Raw genomic sequence first — 25,286 nt, 5'->3', positions numbered from 1 at the left:
GGTTTAGCGCTTGGGCAGCACGTCCAGTTCGGCGGCAGTGGGCAGGAAGCTGCCGTTCCACACCGCGTTGGCGGGCACCGGGTTCTTGGTGGCATAGGCCTTGGAGACCTGCTCGGCCATCTGGGCCAGGCGTTCCTTGCGCAACTGGCCAAAGCCTTCGTCGCGCGCGCCCTTGCTGTCGATGGCGGTGTCAATCGTCAGCTTCAGGCGCTTGACCTCGAGTGCCGTGTTCACCAGGCCGTCCTTGGCCTTCATCGAGGCGATGGCGGCTTCGGGGCTGGCAATCGCTTCCTTGGCGCCCTTGGCAAAGGCTTTCAGGAAGGCGCGCACGGCCTCGGGCTTTTCGGCGATCAGCTTGGGGCTGGCGATGATCACATTGCCGTAGAGCTGCACGCCGTGGGTGGCATAGGGCAGCACCACAATGTCTTCGCGCTTGACGCCGCGGGCCTCCAGATTCAGCAGGCTGGTGAAGGTGTAGCCGGTGACGGCATCCAGGTCGCCGCGCGCCAGCATGGTCTCGCGCAGCGGCGGGTCCATGGTGGTCCACTGCACCTCGCCCACGCCATTGGCCTGGGCGAAGATGGGGAAGGTGCGGCGGCCGGCGTCAAAGATGGGGGCGCCCAGCTTCTTGCCGGTCAGGTCGGCGGCCTTGGTGATGCCGGATTTCTTCAGCGCCATCACCGATGCCGGCGTGGTGTTGTAGATCACCATGATGGCCACGGGCTTGATGGGTGCGTCCGGGTTGTTGGCGTGGAACTCCATCAGCGCGGCCAGGTCGGCAAAACCCAGGTCGTGGGTGCCGGAGGCCACGCGCTGGATGGCGCCTGCGCCGCTGGCGGCCTCGACGTTCACATCCAGGCCGGTTTCCTTGAAATAGCCTTTCTGTTCGGGGTGCACGAACAGGGCGGCCGGGCCCTCGAAGCGCCAGTCCAGCTGGAACTTGAGCGGGGTCAGGGTCGGGCTGGCAGCGACAGACCAGGTGGTGGCGGTGGTGGCCAGAACGGCCATGGCGCTACGCAGAAAGGAACGTTTGTTCACGGTGCAGATTCCAATGAGGGAGAGTCATTGCCCCTGGGCAGACACCGCAGTGGCGCAGGCCCAGGGGGGCGTGGTTTACTTCTTGGGCAGCACGTCCAGCACGGCGGCGGAGGGCAGGAAGCTGCCGTTCCACACGTCTTCGGCCTTCACGCGGGTCTTGGTGGCGTAGGCGTCGGACACCTGCGAGGCCATCAGCGTCAGGCGGCTGTTGTCCAGGCGGCCAAAGCCTTCCTTGCGGGCGTCGGGGCTGTTGACCACGGTGTCGATGGCCAGCTGCAGGCGGCGGGTTTCCAGCGCCACATTGGCGATGCCGTCACGGGCCTTGACCGACTGGATGGCCTCGGCAGGGTGGGCCATCACGTCCTTGGCACCTTGGGAGAAGCCGGTCAGGAACTTCTTGATGGCTTCGGGGTTTTCCTTGATCAGCTTGGGGCTGGCGATGATCACGTTGCCGTACAGCTTCACGCCGAAGTCGGCGTAGGGCATGACCACCACGTCCTGGGCCTTGGCGCCACGCGCTTCCAGATTCAGCAGGCTGGTGAAGGTGAAGCCGGTGATGGCGTCCACATCACCGCGCACCAGCATGGTTTCGCGCAGCGGAGGGTCCATGGCCGTCCAGGCCACATTGCCCACCTTGTTGGCCTTCTCGAAGATGGGGAAGGCCTTGCGACCGGCGTCGAACACCGGAGCGCCCAGCTTCTTGCCCTTCAGATCGGCGGGGGTCTTGATGCCGCTCTTCTTGAGCGCCATCACCGACGACGGCGTGTTGTTGTAGACCACCATCACGGCCACGGGCTTGTTGGGCGCGTCAGGATTGTTGGCGTGGAATTCCATCACCGAGGCCAGGTCGGCAAAGCCCATGTCATAGGTGCCCGAGGCCACGCGCTGCACGGCACCACCGGAGCCATTGCCTGCATCCACCGTCACATCCAGGCCCTGGCCCTTGAAGTAGCCCTTGGCCACCGGCTGCAGGAAGAAAGCGGCCGGGCCTTCAAAGCGCCAGTCCAGCTGGAACTTGATGGGCGTGTCGGCGGCGTGGGCTGCGCCCCAGGCCAGGGTCACAGCAGCTGCGGCAGCTTTCAGGAAAGAACGTTGGTGCATGGATGCTCCTCACTTCATCGGTTGCAAAAGGGGTCTGCAGCCTTCAGTGCAAGATCGGTGCCATGTGTATACAAAATCGCCGAACGTGTTCTGTGGGGGTGTGTGCACGGATCTGGTGCCGTGCGGGCGGCGCACCACATGGCTGTGGTGCATGGTTGCAAGTTCTTGGTGCGGCGGGCGACAGACGGTATTTCTGGCCTGGCGGCCAGCCGCCGCGCTGCACCAGCGCTGGGCATGGCATTTGCAAGAAAACAGGCCGTATATGCGCCGCATGCAGCGCAGCCTGCCACTCCCCCCCCTGTCGATGCCGGTGACGGCACAGAGAAACTGCAATGACCGAAATTGATTTTGCGCAGCTGGACACCTATGCCCGCTACAAGCTGATGGCCAGCCTGATCGTGCCGCGCCCGATTGCGCTGGTGACCACGCTGGGTGCCGATGGCACCGTGAACGCCGCTCCCTTCAGCATGTTCAACATGATGGGCGAGGACCCGCCCGTGGTGATGCTGAGCGTGAACAAGCTGCAGGATGCGGCGCAGAAGGACACCGCCACCAACATCCTGCGCGACCGGGAGTTCGTGGTGCATATCACCGACGAAGCCATGGCTGCCGCCATGCACCGCTGTGGCGACCGCCTGCCGCCGCACCACAGCGAACTGGTGCACACCGGGCTGACCGCCACGGCATCACAGAGCGTGAAGCCGCCGCGCATTGCCGAGGCCCCGGTGGCCTTCGAGTGCGTGCTGCATGAGACGCTGGAGACGGAGAGCCGCTATGTCTTCATCGGCCGCGTGCAGTGGCTGGCGGTGCGCGACGGTCTGGTGGACACCGAGAAATGGCGCGTGCGCCTGCAGGAGTTCTTCCCGGTGGGCCGCTTCGGTGCCAGCTTCTACGTCAACTGCCGCGACCGCTTTGCCATCGAAGCCCATGAGGGGCTGGCACAGGCGCGGGATGGGGCTGCCAGCACCGCCATCGACGAAATGTGAGGCGGGGGCCTGTCGCCGGTCTGCCGACGGCAGGGCTGCTGCGGCCACCGGCTTCGCGTCGGCCCATGAAAAAAGCCCCCGGCCGGTGGCAGGGGGCTTGGTGGCAGTCCACCAGGGACTGCATAGGGGCGCTGGCAGAGGCTTAGGGCCTCAGGCCTTGCGCGTCTGGGCCTGAGCGGCGGCCAGGGCGGTCATGTTGACCACGCGGCGCACGGTGCTGGAAGGGGTCAGCACATGGGCTGCAGCGGCGCCGCCCAGCAGCATGGGGCCGATGGTGGTGCCGTGGGCTGCCGTGGTCTTGAGCACGTTGAACAGAATGTTCGCGGCGTCCAGGTTGGGGCAGATCAGCACATTGGCTTCGCCGCTGAGGGTGGCGTCCTGCACGGTGCGGCTGCGCACCACGGGGTCCAGGGCCGAGTCGCCGTGCATTTCGCCGTCGCACTCGATGCCGGGGTTGGCCGCGGCAAACAGGTTGCGGGCAGCGCGCATCTTCAGTGCCGACTTGCGGGTGGACGAGCCATAGTTGCTGTGCGACAGGAAGGCGACCTTGGGAGGCAGGCCGAAGCGGGCCACTTCGTCGGCGGCCATCTTGGCGATCTGGGCCAGCTCTTCGGCGGTCGGGTCTTCGTTGATGTAGGTGTCCGCGATGAACAGCGTGCGGTTGTCCAGCATCAGCGCGTTGACGGTGGCCATGCGGTCGGCGCCGGCCTGGTGGCCCAGCACTTCCTCGATGTGGGCCAGGTGCTTGTCGAACTTGCCGACCAGGCCGCACAGCATGGCATCTGCATCGCCCAGGTGCACCATCAGTGCGGCGATCACGGTGTTGGAGCGGCGCACGGTGGACTTGGCACCTTCCAGGGTGATGCCGTCGCGTCCCATCAGCTGGTGGTAGGCCTCCCAGTACTGGCGGAAGCGGGGATCGTCCTCGGGGTCGCAGATTTCCACGTCCACGCCGGGCTGGATGCGCAGGCCGGCCTTGGCAATGCGGGCTTCGATCACGGCGGGGCGGCCGATCAGGATGGGCTTGGCCAGGTTGTCGTCCACGGCCACCTGCACGGCACGCAGCACGCGCTCGTCTTCACCTTCGGCATAGGCCACGCGCTGGACCTTGCTCTTGGCCGCGGCAAACACCGGGCGCATGAACATGCTGGTCTGGTAGACAAAGCGGGTCAGGCTTTCGCGGTAGGCCTCGATGTCCTCGATGGGGCGGGTGGCCACACCGGATTCGGCGGCGGCCTGGGCCACGGCCGGGGCGATGCGCAGAATCAGGCGCACGTCGAAAGGCGTGGGGATCAGGTAGTCAGGGCCGAACTTCAGTTCCTTGCCCTGGTAGGCGGCGGCCACTTCATCGCTCACGTCCTGCTTGGCCAGGGCGGCGATTTCGCGCACGCAAGCCAGCTTCATGGCTTCGGTGATCTTGGTGGCGCCGCAGTCCAGCGCGCCACGGAAGATGTAGGGGAAGCACAGGACGTTGTTGACCTGGTTGGGGTAGTCCGAGCGGCCGGTGGCCATGATGCAGTCCGGACGAACGGCCTTGGCCAGTTCGGGGCGGATTTCAGGCTCGGGGTTGGCCAGGGCCAGGATGATGGGCTTGTCGGCCATGGTCTTGACCATGTCGGCCGTCAGCACGCCAGGGGCCGAGCAGCCCAGGAACACGTCGGCACCGTTGACCACATCGGCCAGCGTGCGGGCTTCGGTCTTCTGTGCGTACTGGGCCTTGGAGGCGTCCAGGCCACCGGGGCGGCCTTCGTAGATCACGCCCTTGGAGTCGACCATGAAGACGTTCTCGCGCTTCACGCCCAGACCCACCATCACGTTCACGCAGGCAATGGCGGCCGCGCCGGCGCCGGAGACGGCAACCTTGACCTTGCCGATTTCCTTGCCCACCAGTTCCAGGCCGTTGAGCAGGGCGGCGCTGGAGATGATGGCCGTGCCGTGCTGGTCATCGTGGAACACCGGAATGTTCATGCGCTTGGAGAGTTCCTGCTCGATGTAGAAGCACTCGGGCGCCTTGATGTCTTCCAGGTTGATGCCGCCCAGCGTGGGTTCCATCGACGCGATGATGTCGATCAGCTTGTCCGGATCGCGCTCGGCCAGTTCGATGTCGAACACATCCACGCCGGCAAACTTCTTGAACAGGCAGCCCTTGCCTTCCATCACCGGCTTGGCGGCCAGCGGGCCGATATCGCCCAGGCCCAGCACGGCGGTGCCGTTGGTGATCACGCCCACCAGATTGCCGCGGGCAGTGAACTCGGCCGCCTGTGCGGGGTCGGCTTCGATGTCCAGGCAGGGGTAGGCCACGCCCGGCGAGTACGCCAGCGACAGGTCGCGCTGGTTGGACAGGGGCTTGGTGGGGGTGACGGAAATCTTGCCCTTGTTGGGGCTGCGGTGGTATTCACGGGCCGCGTCGCGCAGGGCTTGTTCAGCGGTGGACAGGTTTTGTGTCATAGAAAAAATCTCAACGAAAAAGCTCGGAGCTGTCTGGAAGCTTACCTGATGGCCGCCTCCCGTGGAGGGAAGTCGAACCCCGTGATCAGGCAAGGGATATCGGGTGCAGAGCGCTTTCAGAATGCCAAAGCCCCCTGGGAACGATTCGGCCAGGGGGCGCTAGCCCGGCGGTAGCCGGGACAGAGGCTGCAGGCAGGCGGGATGCCTTAGTGGGCATCGGCCTGGCGTGCGGCCCGGACGGCGGCTTCGGTATCACCCTTGGTGCCGTTGAAGAAAACGTTCAGCAGCACCGCGCAGAGCGAGGCGAGGAGGATACCGGATTCGATCAGGGGATGGATGGCGTGCGGCATCCATTGGCGGAAATTCGGTGCCACCAGGGGAATCATGCCCACGCCGATGGACACCGCCACGATCATGGCGTTGTTGCGGTTGCCCTGGAAATCCACGTTCGAGAGGATGCGGATGCCGGTGGCGGCCACCATGCCGAACATCACCAGGCCCGCGCCCCCCAGCACCACGGTGGGCAGGGATTCGATCAGGGCTGCCATCTTGGGCAGCACGCCCAGCACCACCAGGATGACGCCGCCGGCCACGCACACCCAGCGGCTCTTGACGCCGGTCACCGCCACCAGGCCCACGTTCTGGGAGAAGCTGGTGTAGGGGAAGGTGTTGAAGATGCCGCCGATCAGCGTGCCCAGGCCGTCGGTGCGCAGACCGCGGGTCAGCTCGTCCTGCGAGATCTTCTTGTCCGTCATGTCGCCCAGGGCCAGGAACATCCCGGTGGACTCGATCATCACCACCACCATCACCAGCGACATGGTCAGGATCAGCACCGGGTCGAAGATGGGCGTGGCGATCTCGAACGGCAGGATCACATCGAACCACTTGGCTTCGCCGACCTTGTGGAAGTCCATCAGGCCCATGGCGGCGGTGATGATGCCGCCCACCAGAATGCCCATCAGCACCGATATATTGGCCAGAAAGCCTTTGCCGAAACGGGCGATCAGCAGGATGGTCAGCAGCACGATGCCGGAAATACCCACGCCGGTCAGGTCGCCGTACTTGGGGTTGGGGATGGTGGGCACCACGGCAAAGCCCTTGGGCACGGGCGGCAGCGAGGTGCCGGGTGCGCCGGCCATGGCCTGGGCTTCGGACAGCCACTTCAGGTGCTCGGGGTTGGGCACGCTGGGGGCGGTGGGGCCCACGGGGTTGCCGAAGATCCAGTTGATGCCCACGCGCATCAGGCTGATGCCGATCACGGCAATGATGGTGCCCGTCACCACCGGCGGGAAAAAGCGCAGCATGCGGCTGATGACCGGGGCGATCAGGATGGAGATCACCCCCGCCCCGATGACCGAGCCGAAGATCAGCCCCGCACCGGCATGGCCGCCGGTGGACTGGGCCATGGAGATCATCGGACCCACCGCGGCAAAGGTCACGCCCATCATCACCGGCAGCTTGATGCCGAACCACTGCGTGGCGCCCATGGCCTGGATCAGGGTGACGATGCCGCAGACGAACAGGTCGGCGGAAATCAGGTGTGCCACCTGCTCCGGCGGCAGATTGAGTGCGCGGCCGATGATCAGCGGCACGGCCACAGCGCCGGCATACATCACCAGCACATGCTGCAGGCCGAGGGCACTGGCGCGCCCCCAGGGCAGTTTTTCGTCAACAGGGTGGACTGTCGTGGACATGGGGTCTTCCTTGAATCCTTGTGGTCTATCTGTACGGAGCGTGGCCGTGTGCGCAGTTGATTGCGCACAGCGATCCATACAAAAAGTGTATACAAAGTGCGTGCCAGTTTCTGCCCCGTGTTTGTCCGGGTTTGGGCCGGTTTGGCTAGGGATTTGCCCTTGATTGGTGCGTGTTGCGGCAAAAACGGTGCAATGCATTTTTGTGGTGCAAAAGCATTTTTTGCACTGTGAAATGCACTTCCGGGCCGGAGCCGGGCAGGTCCGGACGGGCCACAAAAAAACCCGGCCAAGGCCGGGTTCTGTGGGAGGGGTGGGGAGCCGCTCAGGCCAGCAGGTCCACCAGGCTGCGGGCAATCACTTTGGTGGCGCGGCGCAGGTCTTCCAGCACCAGGCGTTCGTCGGAGCGCTTGGCGTGGCTTTCCAGCACCGTGCGGGGGCCGGCGCCGTAGATCACGCCGGGAATGCCGCGCTCCACATACAGGCGCACGTCGGTGTACAGCGGCGTGCCCACGGCCGGGGGCTTCTCGCCGAACACGGCCTGTCCATGGGTCTGGATGGCATCCACCAGCGGCTGGTTGCCCGCCAGCGGCGTCATGGCACGGGCCAGCAGCAGGCGCTTGATGTCCACGCGCACGGCATCGTCACCGGCGTAGCCGCGCTGGCTGTTGAAGCCTTCCACCGCCTGTGCGATCACGGCGCGGATGCTGGCTTCCACCTCGACGGGGTTTTCCTCGGGAATCATGCGGCGGTCGAGCTTGAGCACCACCTTGCCGGGGATCACATTGGTGTTGGTGCCGCCTTCGATGCGGCCGATGTTCAGATAAGGGTGCTTGATGCCCGGCACCTGGGACGTCACCTGCTGGTACTTGGTGTTCTCGGCATACAGCGCCTGCATGATGGCAACGGCGGCCTGCAGCGCGTCCACGCCGGTGTGGGGTACGGCGGCATGGGCCATCTTGCCGTGCACGGTCACTTCCATCTGCAGGCAGCCGTTGTGGGCGGTCACCACCTCGTAGCTGAAGCCGGCGGCCACCATCAGGTCGGGCTGGGTCAGCCCCTTCTTCAGCAGCCAGCCCGGGCCCAGTTCACCGCCAAACTCTTCGTCGTAGGTGAAGTGCAGCTCCACATTGCCCTTGGCGGGCTTGGCCACGGCTTCCAGCGCGCGCACGGCAAAGGTGAAGGTGGAAAAGTCGCTCTTGCTCACGGCCGTGGCGCGGCCGTACATCTTGCCGTCTTCGATCTGGGCGCCGTAGGGGTCCTTGCTCCAGCCTTCGCCGGGCGGCACCACATCGCCGTGTGCATTCAGCGCAATGGTCTTGCCGCCGCTGCCGTAGGGACGGCGCACGATCAGGTTGGTGATGGACTCCATGCCGTAGTCCTGCACTTCCTGGGCCGGCACCACATGCTTTTCGGCGGTGAAGCCAAAGGCCTGGATCAGGTCGGCCGTGCGCTCGGCGTGGGGCGCGTTGTTGCCGGGCGGCGTATCGGTGGGCACCTGCACCAGGGCCTGCAGAAACTGCACCTGCTCGTCGAAATGCTGGTCGATCCAGGCGTCCAGGGCGGCGTAGGTGGCTTGGCGGTCTTGGGTCATGGTCTTGTCTCGGTGGTCGGGGGGCGTTATTCGGAGGCCAGTTGCTGCAGCACATGGCCGAAGGCATCGACGGCCAGTTGCATGTCGTCGCTGGTGGTGGATTCGCGCGGGTTGTGGCTGATGCCGCCGTTCAGGCCGCGCGTGAACAGCATGGCCTGGGGCATGATTTCGTGCAGCTTCATCGCGTCATGGCCAGCGCCGCTGGGCATGCGGAAAACCGGAACGCCCAGTGCCGCCACGGCCTGCTCCCAGCGGGCCTGCCATTGCGGGGCGCTGGGGGCGGCGGCCGCCTGCATGGCCAGCTCGGTCTTGTACTGCAGGCCGCGGCGCCGGGCGATCTCTTCCAGTTTGGCCAGCACATCCTTGGCCATGGCGTCGCGCTGCGGGTCGGTGGGCGCGCGCATGTCCAGGCTGAACTGGCAGCGGCCGGGGATCACGTTGATGGAGCCGTTGGGCACCTGCAGCATGCCGATGGTGGCCACGCTGTCGCCGTCCTGCAGCGCGCGCTGCTCCATGTACAGGCCCAGTTCGGCCACGCCCAGGGCCGCGTCGTGGCGGCGGTCCATCGGGGTGGTGCCGGCGTGGCTGGCCGTGCCATACATCTCGCAGGCATAGCGCACGCCGCCGTTGATGGAGGTGACCACGCCCAGCGGAATGTCCAGCTCGTTGAGCACCGGGCCTTGCTCGATGTGCACCTCGATGAAGCCCAGGTAATCGGCCGCATCGCGCCGCAGCTTGGGGATGTCGTCAATGCACAGGCCGGCGTGCTGCATGGCTTCGCGCATGGTGATGCCGTCGGCATCCTTCTGGTCCAGCCACGCGGGCTGGAAGTCGCCGATCAGGGCACCCGAGCCCAGGAAGGTGGCCTTGTAGCGCTGGCCTTCTTCCTCGGCAAAGCCCACCACCTCGATGCCGAAGGGCAGGCGCTTGCCGGCGCGGTGCAGCGCACGCACGCAGGCCATGGGCACAAAGATGCCCAGGCGCCCGTCGTACTTGCCGCCGTTGCGCACGGTGTCGTAATGGCTGCCGGTCAGCAGGTATTTGCTTTTTGGGGTGGCCGGCTTGTAGCGGCCGACGACATTGCCCACGGCATCGATCTCGACCTCGTCGAACCCGCAGTCGCGCATCCAGTGGCTGATGCGCTGGGCGCAGGCCCGGTGGGCGTCGGTGAGGTAGGTGACGGTGAGCTGGCCTTTTTCGGCGTAGCCCGGCTCGCTGTGCTGGGCCAGCTTTTCCTGCCAGTCCCAGACATCGTTGCCTTCGGTGGGCTCATAGCCGAACTTGTCGTTCAGGCGGATTTCGGCAATGCGGTGGATGTTGCGGAGGGCCTCGGCCCGCTCGTAGTCCGGGAGGTTGAGGCTGCGGCGCGCAAAGGTGTCGATGATCTCCGCCTTGCCCAGGCCCAGGCCGCGCGGGCCGCGCACGGCCAGAATGAAGGGGAAGCCGAAGCGCGCGTTGTAGTCGGCATTGAGCTGCTGGATGCGTGCAAACTCTTCGGGCGTGCAGGCGGTCAGGCCGGCCTTGTTCTGCTCGTTGGTGGATTCGGCGGTGAGCGACTTGGCCACCATGGCCTTGCCGGCCAGCTCCGGGTGGGCGCGGATCAGGTCCAGCTGGGGCTGCACGCCGGCCTGTGCCAGCACCTGCACCATGGCGTGCTTGAGGTGGGCCAGCGAGGTGAAGGGGCGCTGCGCCAGGGCGGCTTCGGCAATCCAGGGCGAATGCTCGTACAGCCCGTCCAGCAGGGCGACGGCTTCGGCAACCGAAGCGGTGTTGAGTTGTTCCAGTGTCAGAGCCATGGTGCTTCTTTCAAAAAAGTGCGCAGCCCGACGCGGGCAGGGCGTTCGGGCGGCAGGACGGCGGCGATCCTCTTACAGGGCGGGCGCGGGAAAGCGCTGCGCCCAGTGGCGGGCCAGGTCGATGCGTCGGCACACCCAGACGTCGCTGTGGCTCTGGACATGGTCCAGAAAGCGCTGCAGCGCCGTGATGCGGCCGGGGCGGCCGAGCAGGCGGCAGTGCATGCCGATGCTCATCATCTTGGGCGCGTTCTCGCCGGCCGGATCGCCTTCGGCGTACAGGGTGTCGAAGCTGTCTTTCATGTACTGGAAGAACGGGTCGGCGTGCGAGTAGCCCTGGGGCAGGGCAAAGCGCATGTCGTTCACGTCCAGCGTGTAGGGCACGATCAGCTGGTTGTGCTTGGCGCCATCGGTCTTCTCGACCGTCATCCAGAACGGCAGGTCGTCGCCGTAGTAGTCGCTGTCGTAGCTGAAGCGGCCGGCATCGGCCACCAGGCGGTGGCTGTTGGGGCTGTCGCGGCCGGTGTACCAGCCCAGGCCGTGGTCGCCGTCGTGGCCGTAGAGTTCTTCGAAAATCTCCAGGCACTGCACCATGTGGGCGCGCTCGACCTCGTCGGGAACGTTCTGGTAGTGGATCCACTTCAGGCCGTGGCAGGCCACTTCATGGCCCAGATCGGCAAAGGCCTGGGCCAGTTCGCGGTGCTTTTGCAGTGCGGTGGCCACGCCGAACACGGTCAGCGGCAGGCCGCGCTTTTCGAACTCGCGCAGGATGCGCCAGACACCGGCACGTGAACCGTATTCATAGATGCCATCCATGCTCATGTGGCGCGCCGGGTAGGCGGCCGGGTTGAACATCTCGGACAGGAACTGCTCGCTGGCCGGGTCGCCATGCAGCACGTGGTTCTCGCCACCTTCCTCGTAGTTCAGCACGAACTGCACGGCCACGCGCGCCTTGCCGGGCCACTGGGGCTGGGGCAGGTGGCGGCCGTAGCCGACCAGGTCGCGGGGATAGGGAGAGGTGGCGTCGTAAGTCATGGAAGGTTCCTGGATCAATCAGAGGGCAACGGAGGACAGTGCCATCGACAGGTCGCTGGTGGGCAGCTCGCGGTCGAAGGTCAGACCGGCTTCCACGTGCAAAAGATGTTCCTGCATCAGCCGCACGGCCGTGGTTTCGTCTTTTTCAGCCAGGGCGGCGACGATGGCGGCATGCTCCTCGTGCGAATGTTCGGCGGCGCTGGTGCTCTGGTACATCAGCGTGATCAGCGCGCAGCGCGAGATCAGATCGCCCAGCAGCTGGGCCAGCACCTGGTTGCCCATCAGCTCGGCCATGACCACGTGAAAGTCGCCCAGCAGCTCGGTGCGCTGGCCCACGTCGTTGCGGTCCATGGCTTTTTTCTCTGCGGCGATATGGGCCTGCAGCGACTGGATCTGGGCGGGCGTGACCTGCTGCACAAAGGCGCGGGTCATCTCGCTCTCCAGCATGGCGCGCACGGCGAAGACTTGCTTGGCTTCGTCCACGGATGGGGTGGCCACAAAGGCGCCGCGTGCCGGCTCCAGCGTGACCAGGCGGTTTTGCGACAGCTGGAACAGTGCCTGGCGCACCAGCGTGCGCGAGACACCGAAGTGGTCGGCCAGCTTCTGCTCGGCCAGCTTGGTGCCTGGCAGCAGCTTGTGTTCGACGATGGCGCGGGTCAGCGCGTCGGCAATGGTGCTGGTGGAAGAGGATTGCATGGGGTTCATCTCGATGCGATCTGGTGCAAAAATTGTATACACTTTTGGTGGACAGGAGATGGCGCGTTGCCACCCGCTTTTAAGGAGTTATCCCTATGGGCCTGAGTACCCACGTTCTGGACACCATGCATGGCGGCCCGGCTGCCGGCATGCAGGTCAAGCTGTTTGCCACGCAGGGCGACAGCGCCACCTTGCTCAAGACGCTGACGTTGAACCACGATGGCCGCACGGATGCGCCGCTGTTCGACAACGCCAGCCTGCAGGTCGGGACCTACCGCCTGACGTTCGATGTGGCCGGCTACTTCAAGGCCAGGGGCGTGCAGCTGCCCGAGCCCAATTTCCTGAACCAGGTCAGCCTGGACTTCGGTGTGGCCCATGCCGACCAGCACTACCACGTGCCGCTGCTGGTCAGCCCCTGGAGCTATTCCACCTACCGCGGCTCCTGATCGGGAGCCTGCGGGGCCGCCGTGGATACGGCTGCACAGCGCGGGGGCATGCACCCGGGGTGGGAGCATGCCACTCTCGGGAAATTATTCTCCCCGCTGGCCTTCGCTCAGCGTATCCAGCTGGAAGCGCCCGGACTTGTCCCACAGCCAGGTATCGGTGTAGCTGAGCTTGCCGCGCATGCCGGAGGGGTTGGGGAAGGGGGCTGCGGCGCGCACGGTGCGCTCGATCTCGGCCACCACCTCGGGCGCATGGGTGGGCGCGCGCAGCCAGCGCAGGCGGCGCACGCCGCCATTGCGGTCCAGCTCGACTTCCAGCACGCCAATCGCATACAGCATCGGGGGCAGCTTGCCCTGGTAGATGCGGTGCTGGTTGCGGGCATAGATATGCCGGGCCGCATCCTGGCGGTATTCGCGCACCGCCGCAGGGCTGGAGGCCCCCGCGCCCGAAGGCGTGGACGGAGGGGTGGAGCCGCAGGCGGCCAGCAGCGCCGTCACGGCGGCGGCCATGCCGCGCCACAGCCAGTGGCGGCCGGGGCGGGCAGAAGAGGGGTTGGAGGAAGAGGGTTCAGCCATGGTGCCAAGCGTATCCTGAAACCGCAGCCCCTGCTGGCAAGCAATGTGCATGGGAGCAGGGCGCACGAATGGCGCACACGGTGCCGATTCGCTGGCACCATGGCATTCCCATCACACAGGCAGACAAGGGCAGATTCTTTATGACGGTGCGCGATGCATGGACGCAGCTGCAGGCCGCAGTGGCCCACGGCCCGGTGTGCCTGGTGCAGGTGCAGAAGGTGCAGGGTTCCGCACCGCGTGAGGTGGGGGCCTGGATGGCCGTGCCCGTCGGACTGGCGCCGGGCAGTCTGCACGGCCTGGTGGGCAGCATTGGCGGCGGCCACCTGGAGTACCAGGCCATGGCCCATGCCCAGCAGGTGCTGGCCGGCCAACAGCCGCCCGGCGTGCAGCGCTATGCGCTGGGGCCCAGCCTGGGCCAGTGCTGCGGTGGTGTGGTGCACCTGGCGTACCGGGTGGTCGGGGTGCAGGATCTGCCGTCACTGCAGCTGCGCCAGCCCCGGCGCCTGCCGGTGGCGGTGTTCGGTGCCGGCCATGTGGGCCAGGCGCTGGTGACGGCGCTGCAGCGCCTGCCCTGCAGCACGGTCTGGGTGGACAGCCGCCCCGGTCTGTGGCCGGACAGCGCGGTGGCCGATGCCTGCACCACGCTGGTGCAATCCGACCCGGTGCAGGATGCCGTGGCCGACCTGCCCGCCGGCAGCCGGGTGGTCATCCTCACCCACAGCCATATGGAAGACTGGGACATCACCGCCGCCTGCCTGGCACGCCAGCGCGATGCGGGCGACCTGCCTTTTGTGGGCCTGATCGGCAGTGCCAGCAAATGGGCCAGTTTCCGCCGCCGGCTGCTGGAACGCGGCTTCGATGCCGCGGCCGTGGACGCCGTGCAGTGCCCGGTGGGGATTCCCGGCATCGCCGGCAAGGAGCCCGAAGTGATTGCCGTGGCGATTGCCGCGCAGCTGATGCAGACCCGCGCCCTGGAGCCGAGCTGAGGCGCGGGCAGGCCGGGCATGGACTGTGCATCGGCAGTGCCGTGCCGCATTCAGGGTATGCACGGGGTGCTGCGGCGGTGTTTTTTCGCAAGGCGGCGCAGAAATTGCATACACTTTGTGTTCACAAAACTGGTCGCAGCGGTGCTCCGGCGTTCTGCCATGGTGCGCGACCATTTCTTCTGCCCAGAGCCTCCGCAGTGGTGGGCAGGTTGATCACACAAGGCGGCCCCCACGCCGCCAGGGTTGAGAGCTATGGAAAGCTACATTCTCGACTGGGCCAACCTGCTGCTGCGGTGGCTGCACGTCATCACCGCAATTGCCTGGGTCGGTTCCTCGTTTTACTTTGTCTTCCTCGACAGCAGCCTGACGCCGCCGGTCGATGAGGACCTGAAGAAGCAGGGCGTCAGCGGCGAACTCTGGGCCGTGCACGGCGGGGGCTTCTACCACCCGGTGAAGTTCGCGGTGTCCCCGCCCAAGCTGCCCGACCACCTGCACTGGTTCTTCTGGGAAAGCTATACCACCTGGCTTTCGGGCTTTGCGCTGCTGACGGTGTCCTATCTGTGGAACGCCAACATCTACCTGGTGAACCCGGCCAACCCCATCATGTCCAGCAACATGGCCATCGTGGCGGCGCTGGCCTTCCTGGTGGTGTTCTGGCTGCTGTATGACGGCATCTGCCGCATCTTCGGCCAGAAGCCCAACGGCGATGCCATCGTGGGCGGTCTGGTGCTGGTACTGGTGTGCATCGCGGCCTATCTGGCCTGCCACATCTTCCCCGGCCAGGCAGCCTTCCTGCTGATGGGGGCGATGATCGCCACCTCGATGAGCGCCAACGTGTTCTTCTGGATCATCCCCGGCCAGCGCACCGTGGTGGCTGATCTGAAGGCCGGCAAGCCCGTGGACCCCATCCACGGCAAGCGCGGCAAGCAGCGCAGCGTGCACAACACCTATTTCACGCTGCCAGTGCTGTTTGCCATGCTGTCCAACCACTATGGCTGGCTGCACAGCCACCCGCAGAACTGGCTGGTGCTGATTCTGATGATGTTCGCCGGTGCGGCCATCCGCCAGTTCTTCGTGATGCGCCACGGTTACAAGCTGGGCCGCAACCCCCATCCCTGGAAGTACGCCGCCGTGGGCGTGGCGGTGCTGATCGGCACCGCCATCTGGCTCAAGCCAGCACCGCAGCCTGCGCCCGCCGCCGCCAACATCGCGCCGGTCGGTCAGGTGGTGATGCAGGGCGAGCAGGCGGCGGCCCCCGCTGCAGCGGAGCCGGCCCCGGCAGCCAGCGCTGCACCCCAGGCCCCGGTGGGCAGCTACGAGAACGTGCACGCCATCATGCAAAAGCACTGCATGGTCTGCCACAGCGTCAACACCATCGCGCAGAAGAACGTGAAGTTCGATACGGCCGAAGAGATCAAGAGCCACGCCCAGCAGATCTACACCCAGGTGGTGCAGCTGCGCAAAATGCCGTTCGGCAATCCGGGCGCTCTGAGCGATGAGGAGCGCAGCAGCTTCAAGCAGTGGTTTGAAAGCGGCGCCGCCGTCCGCTGAGCACCTCGCTTACCTGCCCAACCCGCAGCCCGCAAGGCCTACGGGTTTTTTCATGCGCCGGCGCACCGGGCGGCGCGGGATGGAGGAAATGACCGCCGGAGGGTGGCTGGCACCTGCCGGACAGGGACGGGACGCCCAGGCGGGGAGAGGGGCGGAATGCCGCCGGGCCGGCATTCCATGCAGGCGCACACATCATTTGACTTTCCTCAACACCCGCAGCAGCCGGCCGCGGCACAGTCCGTGCCATGTTCCACATTCCGACTTTCGACCCGTTCGCCCAGGCCGAGGTGGTCTCTGCCGGGCAGCTGCTGCGCCAGCGGCACGAACACCCCAATGAGGTCCTGTACATCGACAGCGGCCGGGTCCTGCTGGGCGTGCGCGATGAGGGACAGATGCGCCACCAGCTCGGTGTGGTCGAAGGCCCGGCCTGGCTGGATGCCGCCTTCGTGCTGACCGGACAGCCCAGCTGTGTGGACATGGTGGCCGACTCCCGGGTGCGGCTGCGGCGCGTATCGCTGCTGGAGTTCCGCCAGGGGATTTCGGCGCTGCCCGGTTCGGTGCAGTCGCTGGTGCGGGACATGGCCCAGGGCTATTGCCAGCAGACGGAAACCGCGGTCAGCCGTCTGGCCCAGGATGCCGAAGCCCGCTGCGCCCAGTGGCTGCTGCGCCATGCCCAGCATGCCGACAACGGCACCATGCGCGTCACCTTGCACCAGCGCAAGCGCCTGATTGCCGCCCAGCTGGGCATTGCACCCGAGACCTTCTCGCGCGTGCTGCGCCACCTGCGTGAGCACGGCCTGATTGCCGGCACCGGCAATGTGCTGAACCTGCCCCATCCCACGGCCTTGCAGGTGGTGGCGGGCGGCTGAGGTCTGACCCTCTCAGGGTAAACCGATCGCATACCAAGGGTTCCTCCTGCAATCAGGGGCGCCGTGGCTTTCCTATAGTGGGTGCTCTGTTGCAGCGAACGCCCATGTCTACATTGCCACCATCTTCTGGCGGCGGTTGGCGCTGGCCAACTATGCGCCGTACGACAGCGACCGAGCCTCTGGCCTGGTGGCCGGGTCCGCTGGTGCGCTCCTGGGGGCTGGTGGCGGTGGCCAGTCTGCTGCTGGCCTGCATGCTGTGCCTGGGTCTGCTGGCCCATTATTCCGATGCCCAGACCCTGCGCGACGAGCGCCGCCAGCAGGAAATGGTGGCCGGCTTCACCGCGCGCACGCTGGGGGTGCGCATCGAGTCCTACCAGCGTGTGCTGCAGTCCATGGGCCAGGGCATCCATTCCAGCATGCTTGACACCCCGTATCTGCTGGAGCTGCTGCTGCGGGAAGACGCGGGCTATGCCGGCATTTTCGACACCCTGGTGATGACGGCCAGCGACGGCAGCATGGTGTCCTATGCCCCCTCGGGCGGTACGCCGGCGGGCGGCAGCGCGCTGCGCGATGCGCTGCGCCGCACGCTGTCGGACGGCAAACCCCAGGTCACCCACATCACGGTGGAAGCGGCGGTCGAAGGCGCCACGCCCCTGCTGGGCCTGGTGCTGACCGTGCCGCTGCGCCAGGCCGGTGGTGCCGTGCGGGGTGCATTGGCCGGCCTGGTGCGCATGGGCCTGCCCAGTCTGCTGCCCCAGCCCGAGGACGACGCGCCGACCCAGCGCTGGCTGCTGGTGGACCAGGACGGCCTGCTGCTGGCCGATTCCCGGCCGGCGCCGCCGCAGCGGTCCGAGGCTGCCGCTTCCCCGGACGCTGCGGCCGCGCCGGCCGCCGACCGTGTACAGACGGCGCTGGGGGTGAGCGACGCGCAATGGGCGGCCTTGTCCTCCAGCAGCACCGCCAATGCCGACAGCCAGCAGTGGGGCCACCTGCTGGTCACGCGGGTGGGCCTGCCGCTGCCGCGCTGGCAGGTGGTGGCGGTGCGCGACCTGTCCACGCGCCTGCTGGGCATGCAGCGGCTCACGCCCTGGCAGTGGCTGGCGCTGGTGGGCACGGCCGTGGCCGTGGCGCTGGCCTTGCTGGGCGCACTGTGGTGGCTCAGCCGCCCGCTGGTAGGGCTGCTGCGCCAGGGCACGCGCCGGCGGGCCGAGGCGCAGGCCCTGCGCCCTCTGGCCGCACCGGTCCAGCCTGGCGGACGCATGCCGGACGACGTCGTACCGGTGCCACCCCTTGCCGTACCGGAGGGGCTGTCACCGCTGGTGCTGGATGAGGCCTCGCACCTGCGGGAACACTGGCAGGCGCTGGAGCAGGAGCTGCACCGCAGCCAGCAGCAGGCCGGCAGCCTGGAGGCGGCCGTAGTCCAGTTGCTGGAAGCCATGCCCGGCGGCGCGGTGTGGGAGCAGGGCGAAGTGCTGCTCTATGTCTCGCGCCGCGCAGCGGCGCTGCTGGGGCGCGACGCCAAATCGCTGCAGGGCGTGCACCTGCACCAGCTGTTGCACAACCAGTCGGGGCTGCGGCAGTGGATTGCGCGGGCGACCGGCAGCCTGGCCAGCTTCGGCCATGTGCGGGGGGAGGTGCCGTGGAAGCTCCAGCCCGGCCTCACGCGCTGGCTGCAGGTGCAAGGCCAGTCCATGCAGCTGCCCGCCCTGGGCAATCTGTGGCTGCTGGACGATGCCGAAGTGCTGCGCCAGCAGCGCCGGCTGGCACGCTGGCAGGATGCGCACGACGCGGGTACCGGCCTGCCCAACCAGTACACGCTGCAGATGCAGCTGCAGTCCTGGTGTGCGGCACCGCCCTCGGAGCCGCAGGGCCAGGGGCTGCTGTGGCTGGATGTGGACTATTTCACGGCCCTCAACGCCACAGCTGGGCGGGCGGCCGGCGATGAGGTGCTGCGCCAGGTGGCGTGGCTGCTGCAGCGTGAGCAGGGCGCCCACGGCCTGGCGGCGCGGGTGGGATCGGACGCCTTTGTGCTGTGGCTGCACGCTGCCGACACCGAAGCGGCCGTGCAGACCCTGGCCTGGCGCCTGTGCGCGGCCGTGCAGGAATGGGCCCCCCACTATGCCGGCCAGCGTTTTGTGCTGGGGCTGAGCGTGGGCTGGCTGTGGACCGATGCCGCCGATCTGGATGCCGACCAGCTGCTGCGCACTGCGGAAGCCGCCTGCCGTGAGGCCAAGCGCAGCGGCCAGGGGCGGGCGGTGCAGGCCCGCCTGCCGGATGTCTTTCGACAGTGAGTGCGCCTCGGCCCAGCGCTGGACCACCGGCCCGTGCACTCCAGCAGCGCACAGGCTGTGATCGGGCGGTGATCAGGCGGTGATCAGCTGGGGAGTGCCTGCAGGGCGTTCAGCACATGCTCTGCCGTGGCGGGTGCTTCCAGCTGCACCGGTGCATGGGCATGGCCCTGCTTGGCATGGTGGCTGCCGATGGCGTGGCGCAGCGCCTCGTACACACTGATGGCCAGCATGAAGGGCGGCTCGCCCACGGCCTTGCTGCCGCCCACGTTGTCCTCGTGGTTGGGCTCCTCAAACAGTTCCACCTTGAAATGGGCCGGCACATCGCCGGTAGCCGGAATCTTGTAGGTGCTGGGCGCGTGCGTGGTCAGCAGGCCCTTGTCGTTCCACACCAGCTGCTCGGTGGTCAGCCAGCCCATGCCCTGGATGAAGCCGCCTTCCACCTGGCCGATGTCGATAGCCGGGTTGATGCTGCGGCCGGCGTCGTACAGCACGTCGATGGCCAGCACCCTGGATTCGCCGGTCAGCGTGTCGATGGCCACTTCGGTACAGGCCGCGCCGTAGGCAAAGTAGTAGAAGGGCCGGCCGGTCAGCGTGGTCTTGTCGTAGTGGATCTTGGGCGTGCGGTAGAAACCGTCGCTCCACAGCTGGATGCGGTTGGCATAGGCGGCCTGCACCACATCGGTGAAGGCGCGCTCGCCCTTGGGCGTGCGGACCACACCGCCGGCAAAGCCGACGGCACCGGCGCCGCAGTGGTCCAGCCCGGCCACAAAGGCGGCCAGGTTGTCGCGCACGCTGCGGGCGGCGTACTGGGCGGCGCGGCCGTTCAGGTCGGTGCCGCTGCTGGCGGCGGTGGCGCTGGCATTGGGCACCTTGCTGGTGTCGCTGGCCGTCACCTTGACCTGGGCCAGCGGCACCCCCAGCTCGTCGGCCACGATCTGGGCCACCTTGGTGTGCAGGCCCTGTCCCATCTCGGTGCCGCCATGGTTCACCTGCACCGTGCCGTCGGTGTAGACGTGGACCAGGGCGCCGGCCTGGTTGAACAGCGTGGCGGTGAAGCTGATGCCGAACTTGACCGGGGTGATGGCAATGCCGCGCTGGATCACGTCATTGCGGGCATTCCAGTCCGCAATCGCCTCCAACCTGTGCTGGTAGTTCGCAGACTGCTCGAGCTTCTGCGTGATGGGCAGCAGGATGTTGTCCTCCACCCGCATCTGGTAGTGCGTCACATCGCGGCCGGCAGCGGGGTCCGCGTCGTAGTAATTGCGGCGGCGCACGGCCAGGGCGTCCAGGCCCAGGGTGCGGGCAATGTCGCCGAGGATGGTTTCGATGACGATCACCCCCTGCGGTCCGCCGAACCCGCGAAACGCCGTATGGCTTTGCGTATGGAGCTTGCAGCGGTAGGAGCTGATGGACACGTCCGACAGGAAATAGGCGTTGTCCGCGTGGAAGATGGCGCGGTCGGCCACGGGGCCGGACAGGTCGGCGGAAAAGCCGCAGTTCGCCAGCATCTCCAGCTGCAGGCCGGTGATGCGGCCGGTGTCGTCAAAGCCCACATCCCAGTGGTAGGCAAACGGATGGCGCTTGCCGGTCACCATGAAGTCGTCATCCCGGTCCAGCCGCAGCTTGACCGGGGCGTTGAACTTGCGTGCTGCCAGCGTGGCCCACACGGCCAGGTGGCCGGACTGGGTTTCCTTGCCGCCAAAGCCGCCGCCCATGCGCCGGCACTGCACGGTGACGGCGTGGTTGCCGATGTCCAGGGCATGGGCCACCCAGTGCTGCACCTCGCCCGGGTGCTGGGTGCTGGAGTAGATCCACCACTGGTCCTGCTCCATCGGCAGGGCGTAGGCAATCTGGCCTTCCAGGTAGAAATGTTCCTGCCCCCCCACTTCCAGCGTGCCTTGCAGCCGGTGGCTGGCGCGGGCCAGGCCGGCCGCCGCATCGCCGCGCTTCACGTGCACGGGCGGCAGCACATAGCTTTGGGCCCGGTGGGCGTCGTGCACGTTCAGCAGGGCGGGCAGGGGGGTGATGTCGCACTGCACCTTGCGCGCGGCGCGGCGGGCGGCCATCACGCTGTCGGCCACGACCAGGCCGATCACCTGGCCGATGTGCTGCACCGTGTCCTGGGCGAAGATGGGCTCGTCGTGGCCGAAGGCCGCCAGGATGGGGTCGCCGGGAATGTCGGCGGCCAGCACCACGCCGCGCACCCCGGGCAGGGCCAGGGCGGCGCTGGCATCCACCCCGTGCAGCTGGCCGTGGGCGACCTGGCTGAGGATGGGGGCGGCGTAGAGTGTGCCGCGCACTTCGGGCACATCGTCCACATACTGGGCTTCGCCCTTGAGCTGGGCGACGGCACTTTCGTGAAAGGCGGGCTGGCCCACGGCCTGGGCGGTGGCAGCCGTCAGTGCGGCTTCATGGGGGGCGTTCATGGCAGAACCTCCACGGCAATCTGTTCCAGGGTGGTGGCGCGGTGGCCTTGGCTTTCGTTCCAGAAGCGCGTGACCAGGCTGGCGAGCAGCTGGCGGCGGTAGGCGCCGCTGGCGCGCATGTCGGAAATCGGGCTGAACTGGGCCTGCAGCGCAGCGGCTGCAGCCTGCGCCGTGGCGGCATTCCAGGGCTGGCCGCGCAGTGCGGCTTCGGCCTGGGTGGCGCGCACCGGGGTAGCGGCCACCCCGCCGGCGCCGATCGTGGCTTCGGTGACGATACCGCCTTGCACCGCCACGCGCAGCACCAGGCAGACCGCGGAAATGTCATCGTCCTGGCGCTTGCTGACCTTGTAGGCGCGCAGCAGGTGCAGGTCTCCTGCCTGTGCCGTGGCCTGGGTGGCGTGCAGGGGCACGTCAATGCGCACCAGCAGCTCGTCCGCTGCCATCACGTTCTGGCGGTAGCCGGTGTACAGGTTTTCCAGCGGCAGGCGGCGTTCGCCCCGCACGCTGGCCAGCACGATCTGGGCGTTCAGCGCGATCAGCAGCGGCATGGAGTCGCCAATCGGCGAGCCATTGGCCACATTGCCGCCCAGCGTGCCGCTGTTGCGCACCGGCAGGCCGGCAAAGCGGGCCGCAAAGCGGTGCAACTCGGGGTAGTGCTGCTCCAGGGCGGCAAAGGCCTCGGTCAGCGTGGCGGCGGCGCCTATCTGCAACTGACCGTCCTGCCGTGTGATCTGGCGCAGGGCGGTGACCCGGGTCAGGTCCAGCACGGCAGGGAAGCGCTTGTGCTGCTTGGTCACCCACAGGCCCACATCGGTACAGCCCGCCACCACCTGGGCGTGCGGCTGGTCTGCGCGCAGCCGCAGCAGGTCCTGCAGATCGGTCGGGGACTGGTAGGCGGACTCACTGTCCACGGACTTTCGCTCGCGCTGCAGTTGTTCCAGCTTTTGCAGCACCGCGGACTGGTTCAGCGGCGCCGGGGGCAGATCCCCCATCTGCTGCGCGGCATCCAGAATGGGGCGGTAGCCGGTGCAGCGGCACAGATTGCCGGACAGCGCCTCCTGCGCCTGGGTGCGGTCCACCGGGGCACCTTGCAGCGTGTGGTTCTCGTAGAGACCAAACAGGCTCATCACGAAGCCGGGGGTGCAAAAGCCGCATTGCGAGCCGTGGCACTGCACCATGGCCTCTTGCGTCGGGTGCAGCGGGTGGCCGGCGGCATGGGCGATCAGCGGATCCCGGGCCAGGTCTTCCACCGTCCACAGGGCCAGGCCGTCCACGGAGTGCGCCAGGCGGATGCAGCTGTTGATGGCGCGCAGCTGCAGCACCGGGTCTTCTCCGGCCTGCTGCATGCGCTCGCCCAGCACCACGGTGCAGGCACCGCAGTCGCCTTCGCCACAACCTTCCTTGGTGCCGGTGCAGTGCAGGTCTTCGCGCAGCACTTCCAGCAGCGTGCGGTCGGGCGGGACGTCGTGCAAGGTGACCGGCTGGCCCCTGCGCAGGAATTGGATGGTGCGGGTGGTCATTTTTTGGTGGTCCTCGTGGGCATAGGCCGCATGGAGAAGCAGGGTACGCCAGTGCCAGGGCGCTTGCATATGTCAGAACGTATGTGCGGCATCCAGGCGTACAGATAGCTGCGGCTTCAAACTTGGGAGCAATGCAAGCAATCCTTATGCCGTTTGGGATGCGGCGGCAGGGGATATACGCGAACCGCCGGCCGCCCGCACTTGGTAGACTTGGGTGTGATCACCTGTCTGCGCGTGTCTGCTGCCCCATGAAGCTGCCCTCCTTTTTCCGACGAGCCAAGAACGCCCTGAAGTTCTGGTCCGCCGCTCCTGCTGTGGAGGCTGCAACGTCCCCCATGCCCACATTCGATGTGGAGGAAGCGAAGGAGAGAGTGGCCAAGCTCAAGCTGCCTGAAGCCAACACCCCGCTGCGCATGCATGCGGTGGTCAAGCTCGCGCCGATTCCGCTGCCGCGCGCGGTCCGCTATGAAAGCCAGGTCATCTACACCTTGGCGCTGGTGGGTACGGCGCTGCTGGTGTGGGGCGGTTTCCAGGTGCCGGTGGACTGGCTGCTGTGGTATGGCATGGCGGCACTGCTGGTGTTTGCCGGGCTGTTTCGCATCGAAGGGCCGCTGACCCGGGCCGAACACAAGGCCCGCAGCATGGAGGTGCGGCTGCGCCATGAAGACTACCTGCAGGCGGAGTCCCGCCTCAAGCAGGTGCTGAGCGAGCGCTTCAACGAGCGCATGACCGAGTTCCAGACCATGCAGAACCTGTATGAACAGGCCAAGAAGGCGGTCACGGCCATCGAGCAGAACAAGGGCAACAGTTTCCTGAGTGCACTGTCCAACCCTTTTCGCACCGAAAAGACCGAGGCCGAGCTGCTGGCCGACGAGGTGGAACGGCTGGAGCAGCGCATGGCTGCCCTGGTGTCGGAGCTGGAAGACTTCTCAGACATCCACAAGGAAGAGATCGACGCCGCCATCATGGCCCGCCACAATGCGCGCCTGGCGTACTGGCAGGCCAAGCTGGACGAGGCCGTCATGACCGGGGAGGCGGTGCAGCAGCACTGAGGACCCGGCACAGGCCGCCCCGCGGCGGCCTGGCATTGCAATTGCATGGTGTACTTCCCCGCCAGGGGTAGCGGCCTGTGGGCGGGACTTCCCCGGGGCTGCCGGCCTGCGCTGCCCATGCATACTGCGCAGCAGCTTTTACACATCCGTAACCCATTCCCTTTTCGCCTTTTCTGCTTCCATGCGCGAGCAAACCCTGTTTGACAAGATTGACCTGCACCTGATCCGTGTGCTGCACACGGTGCTGGTGGAGCGCAATGTCTCGCGGGCGGCAGTGCGCCTGGGCATGTCGCAGCCGGCGGTGTCCACCGCGCTGCGCCGGCTGCGGGAGCTGGCGGGCGATCCGCTGCTGGTGCGCTCCGGCGCGGCCATGCAGCCTACCGATGCGGCGTTGCACATGATCGAGCCTGCGGCCGCCATCCTGCGTGCAGCCGAAGGGCTGTTTTCCCAGGCCCGCAGCTTTGACCCGGTCCAGGCCAGCCGCACGTTCCGCATCGCGGCCAGCGACTACCTGGATCCGCTGTTCCTGCCCCAGCTGGTGGCCTATCTGAAGGCCCACGCCCCCGGCTGCCCGGTGGAGGTGATGGCGCTCAGCCACGAGGTGCACTACCAGGCCCAGCTGGCCCAGGGCGAGGTGGATGTGGTGATCGGCAACTGGCCGGCCCCCCCGATGGAGCTGCACCAGAGCCCCCTGTTCGACGACGAGGTGGTGTGCCTGGTCAGCAACCGCCACCCGGCGGTGCGCCGGGGCTGGGACGACTCGGCCTGGCTGGAGGCCGAGCACATCGCCCCCATGCCCACCTACCCGGGCGCGCGGGGCGTGATCGACCTGCAGCTTGAACAGTTGGGCCTGCAGCGCAACATCACGGCGCGCTGCGCCCATTTCAGCCTGATGCCCGACATCGTGGCCGGCAGCCTGCTGGTACTGACCACCGGGCGCCAGTTCTGTGAACGCTTTGTGCAGCGGCTGCCGCTGCAGATACTGCCGTGTCCGGTGCCCCTACCACGACTGACGTACTACCAGCTGTGGCATGCCCGCACCCACCATTCGGCAGCGGCCATCTGGCTGCGAGAGGCGGTGAAAGACGTGGCTTTGATGCTCTCTAAACAGTAGCGTATAGCCCAGTAGCAGTCAGCGGTTAACCCCAATTCATCCCAGTGACAGAAACAATCTGAGAGAAAATCCCGGC

General features: G+C 66.8%; 19 protein-coding genes. 8 read left to right on the top strand and 11 right to left on the bottom strand.

The features are described from left to right. Positions 1 to 3 precede the first annotated feature (3 nt). The gene (locus QM470_RS04400) at positions 4 to 1,038 is read right to left on the bottom strand and encodes an ABC transporter substrate-binding protein (protein WP_283338342.1); all 1,035 of its coding nucleotides are present in this window, start codon (positions 1,036 to 1,038) and stop codon (positions 4 to 6) included. Between the two features lie 75 nt (positions 1,039 to 1,113). After that, positions 1,114 to 2,139: an ABC transporter substrate-binding protein gene (locus QM470_RS04395; protein ID WP_218333667.1), complete on the bottom strand. Its 1,026-nt coding sequence runs from the start codon at positions 2,137 to 2,139 to the stop codon at positions 1,114 to 1,116. Positions 2,140 to 2,471: 332 nt separating this feature from the next. On the opposite strand from QM470_RS04395, the gene QM470_RS04390 reads away from it, so the two are divergent. Beyond that, positions 2,472 to 3,125 (top strand): flavin reductase family protein, encoded by a 654-nt coding sequence (locus QM470_RS04390; protein WP_283338341.1) that lies wholly within the window; start codon positions 2,472 to 2,474, stop codon positions 3,123 to 3,125. A 150-nt stretch (positions 3,126 to 3,275) separates the two neighbouring features. On the opposite strand, the gene QM470_RS04385 is transcribed toward QM470_RS04390, so the two are convergent. The 6 genes from QM470_RS04385 to QM470_RS04360 form a co-directional block, all read right to left on the bottom strand. Next, positions 3,276 to 5,573 carry an NADP-dependent malic enzyme gene (locus QM470_RS04385; RefSeq protein WP_066536694.1) on the bottom strand — a complete coding sequence of 766 codons (2,298 nt, stop codon included), beginning with the start codon at positions 5,571 to 5,573 and terminating at the stop codon, positions 3,276 to 3,278. A gap of 206 nt (positions 5,574 to 5,779) precedes the next feature. Next, complete coding sequence (locus QM470_RS04380) at positions 5,780 to 7,267, bottom strand: nucleobase:cation symporter-2 family protein (RefSeq protein ID WP_283338340.1); 1,488 nt, start codon at positions 7,265 to 7,267, stop codon at positions 5,780 to 5,782. Positions 7,268 to 7,589: 322 nt separating this feature from the next. Continuing rightward, the gene (locus QM470_RS04375; RefSeq protein WP_280012272.1) at positions 7,590 to 8,858 is read right to left on the bottom strand and encodes a M20 family metallopeptidase; all 1,269 of its coding nucleotides are present in this window, start codon (positions 8,856 to 8,858) and stop codon (positions 7,590 to 7,592) included. A 26-nt stretch (positions 8,859 to 8,884) separates the two neighbouring features. Beyond that, on the bottom strand, positions 8,885 to 10,654 hold the full coding sequence (gene uraD, locus QM470_RS04370; RefSeq protein WP_283338339.1) for a 2-oxo-4-hydroxy-4-carboxy-5-ureidoimidazoline decarboxylase: 1,770 nt from the start codon (positions 10,652 to 10,654) through the stop codon (positions 8,885 to 8,887). Between the two features lie 72 nt (positions 10,655 to 10,726). Beyond that, a complete protein-coding gene (puuE, locus tag QM470_RS04365) occupies positions 10,727 to 11,686 on the bottom strand; it encodes an allantoinase PuuE (protein ID WP_283338338.1) in 960 nt (319 codons plus the stop codon). Positions 11,687 to 11,704: 18 nt separating this feature from the next. Beyond that, positions 11,705 to 12,382, bottom strand: coding sequence for a GntR family transcriptional regulator (locus QM470_RS04360; RefSeq protein ID WP_283338337.1), 678 nt, complete (start codon positions 12,380 to 12,382; stop codon positions 11,705 to 11,707). Between the two features lie 95 nt (positions 12,383 to 12,477). Here QM470_RS04360 and uraH point away from each other — a divergent pair, with 95 nt between their 5' ends. Further along, positions 12,478 to 12,828 carry a hydroxyisourate hydrolase gene (gene uraH / locus QM470_RS04355; RefSeq protein WP_066536681.1) on the top strand — a complete coding sequence of 117 codons (351 nt, stop codon included), beginning with the start codon at positions 12,478 to 12,480 and terminating at the stop codon, positions 12,826 to 12,828. Positions 12,829 to 12,912: 84 nt separating this feature from the next. Here uraH and QM470_RS04350 read toward each other — a convergent pair whose 3' ends face one another. After that, positions 12,913 to 13,401, bottom strand: a complete 489-nt coding sequence (locus QM470_RS04350) for a hypothetical protein (protein ID WP_280012278.1) — start codon at positions 13,399 to 13,401, stop codon at positions 12,913 to 12,915. A gap of 140 nt (positions 13,402 to 13,541) precedes the next feature. On the opposite strand from QM470_RS04350, the gene xdhC reads away from it, so the two are divergent. The 4 genes from xdhC to QM470_RS04330 all read left to right on the top strand — a co-directional run bounded on the left by xdhC (position 13,542) and on the right by QM470_RS04330 (position 19,098). Then, positions 13,542 to 14,387: a xanthine dehydrogenase accessory protein XdhC gene (xdhC, locus tag QM470_RS04345; protein WP_283338336.1), complete on the top strand. Its 846-nt coding sequence runs from the start codon at positions 13,542 to 13,544 to the stop codon at positions 14,385 to 14,387. A 252-nt stretch (positions 14,388 to 14,639) separates the two neighbouring features. Further along, complete coding sequence (locus QM470_RS04340) at positions 14,640 to 15,938, top strand: urate hydroxylase PuuD (RefSeq protein ID WP_192334273.1); 1,299 nt, start codon at positions 14,640 to 14,642, stop codon at positions 15,936 to 15,938. A 245-nt stretch (positions 15,939 to 16,183) separates the two neighbouring features. Then, positions 16,184 to 16,807 (top strand): Crp/Fnr family transcriptional regulator, encoded by a 624-nt coding sequence (locus QM470_RS04335; protein WP_272971887.1) that lies wholly within the window; start codon positions 16,184 to 16,186, stop codon positions 16,805 to 16,807. 152 nt (positions 16,808 to 16,959) lie between these two features. Further along, positions 16,960 to 19,098 carry a sensor domain-containing diguanylate cyclase gene (locus tag QM470_RS04330; RefSeq protein WP_283338335.1) on the top strand — a complete coding sequence of 713 codons (2,139 nt, stop codon included), beginning with the start codon at positions 16,960 to 16,962 and terminating at the stop codon, positions 19,096 to 19,098. An 83-nt stretch (positions 19,099 to 19,181) separates the two neighbouring features. Here the strand turns inward: QM470_RS04330 and xdhB are convergent, their stop codons facing one another. Both xdhB and xdhA read right to left on the bottom strand, forming a co-directional pair. Further along, positions 19,182 to 21,524 (bottom strand): xanthine dehydrogenase molybdopterin binding subunit, encoded by a 2,343-nt coding sequence (gene xdhB / locus QM470_RS04325; protein ID WP_283338334.1) that lies wholly within the window; start codon positions 21,522 to 21,524, stop codon positions 19,182 to 19,184. Further along, positions 21,521 to 23,044 carry a xanthine dehydrogenase small subunit gene (gene xdhA / locus QM470_RS04320; RefSeq protein ID WP_283338333.1) on the bottom strand — a complete coding sequence of 508 codons (1,524 nt, stop codon included), beginning with the start codon at positions 23,042 to 23,044 and terminating at the stop codon, positions 21,521 to 21,523. Before xdhA ends, xdhB begins: the two co-directional genes overlap by 4 nt. Positions 23,045 to 23,292: 248 nt before the next feature. Here xdhA and QM470_RS04315 point away from each other — a divergent pair, with 248 nt between their 5' ends. Together QM470_RS04315 and QM470_RS04310 are read left to right on the top strand one after the other, a co-directional pair. Further along, positions 23,293 to 24,096 (top strand): hypothetical protein, encoded by an 804-nt coding sequence (locus QM470_RS04315; protein WP_280013660.1) that lies wholly within the window; start codon positions 23,293 to 23,295, stop codon positions 24,094 to 24,096. A gap of 181 nt (positions 24,097 to 24,277) precedes the next feature. Further along, positions 24,278 to 25,210, top strand: a complete 933-nt coding sequence (locus tag QM470_RS04310; protein ID WP_283338332.1) for a LysR family transcriptional regulator — start codon at positions 24,278 to 24,280, stop codon at positions 25,208 to 25,210. The last annotated feature ends 76 nt before the right edge of the window (positions 25,211 to 25,286 follow it).

Source organism: Comamonas sp. 17RB, assembly GCF_030056555.1.
GTDB classification, from domain to species: domain Bacteria; phylum Pseudomonadota; class Gammaproteobacteria; order Burkholderiales; family Burkholderiaceae_C; genus Comamonas; species Comamonas terrigena.
This window is presented reverse-complemented; position numbering and strand designations above follow the sequence as displayed.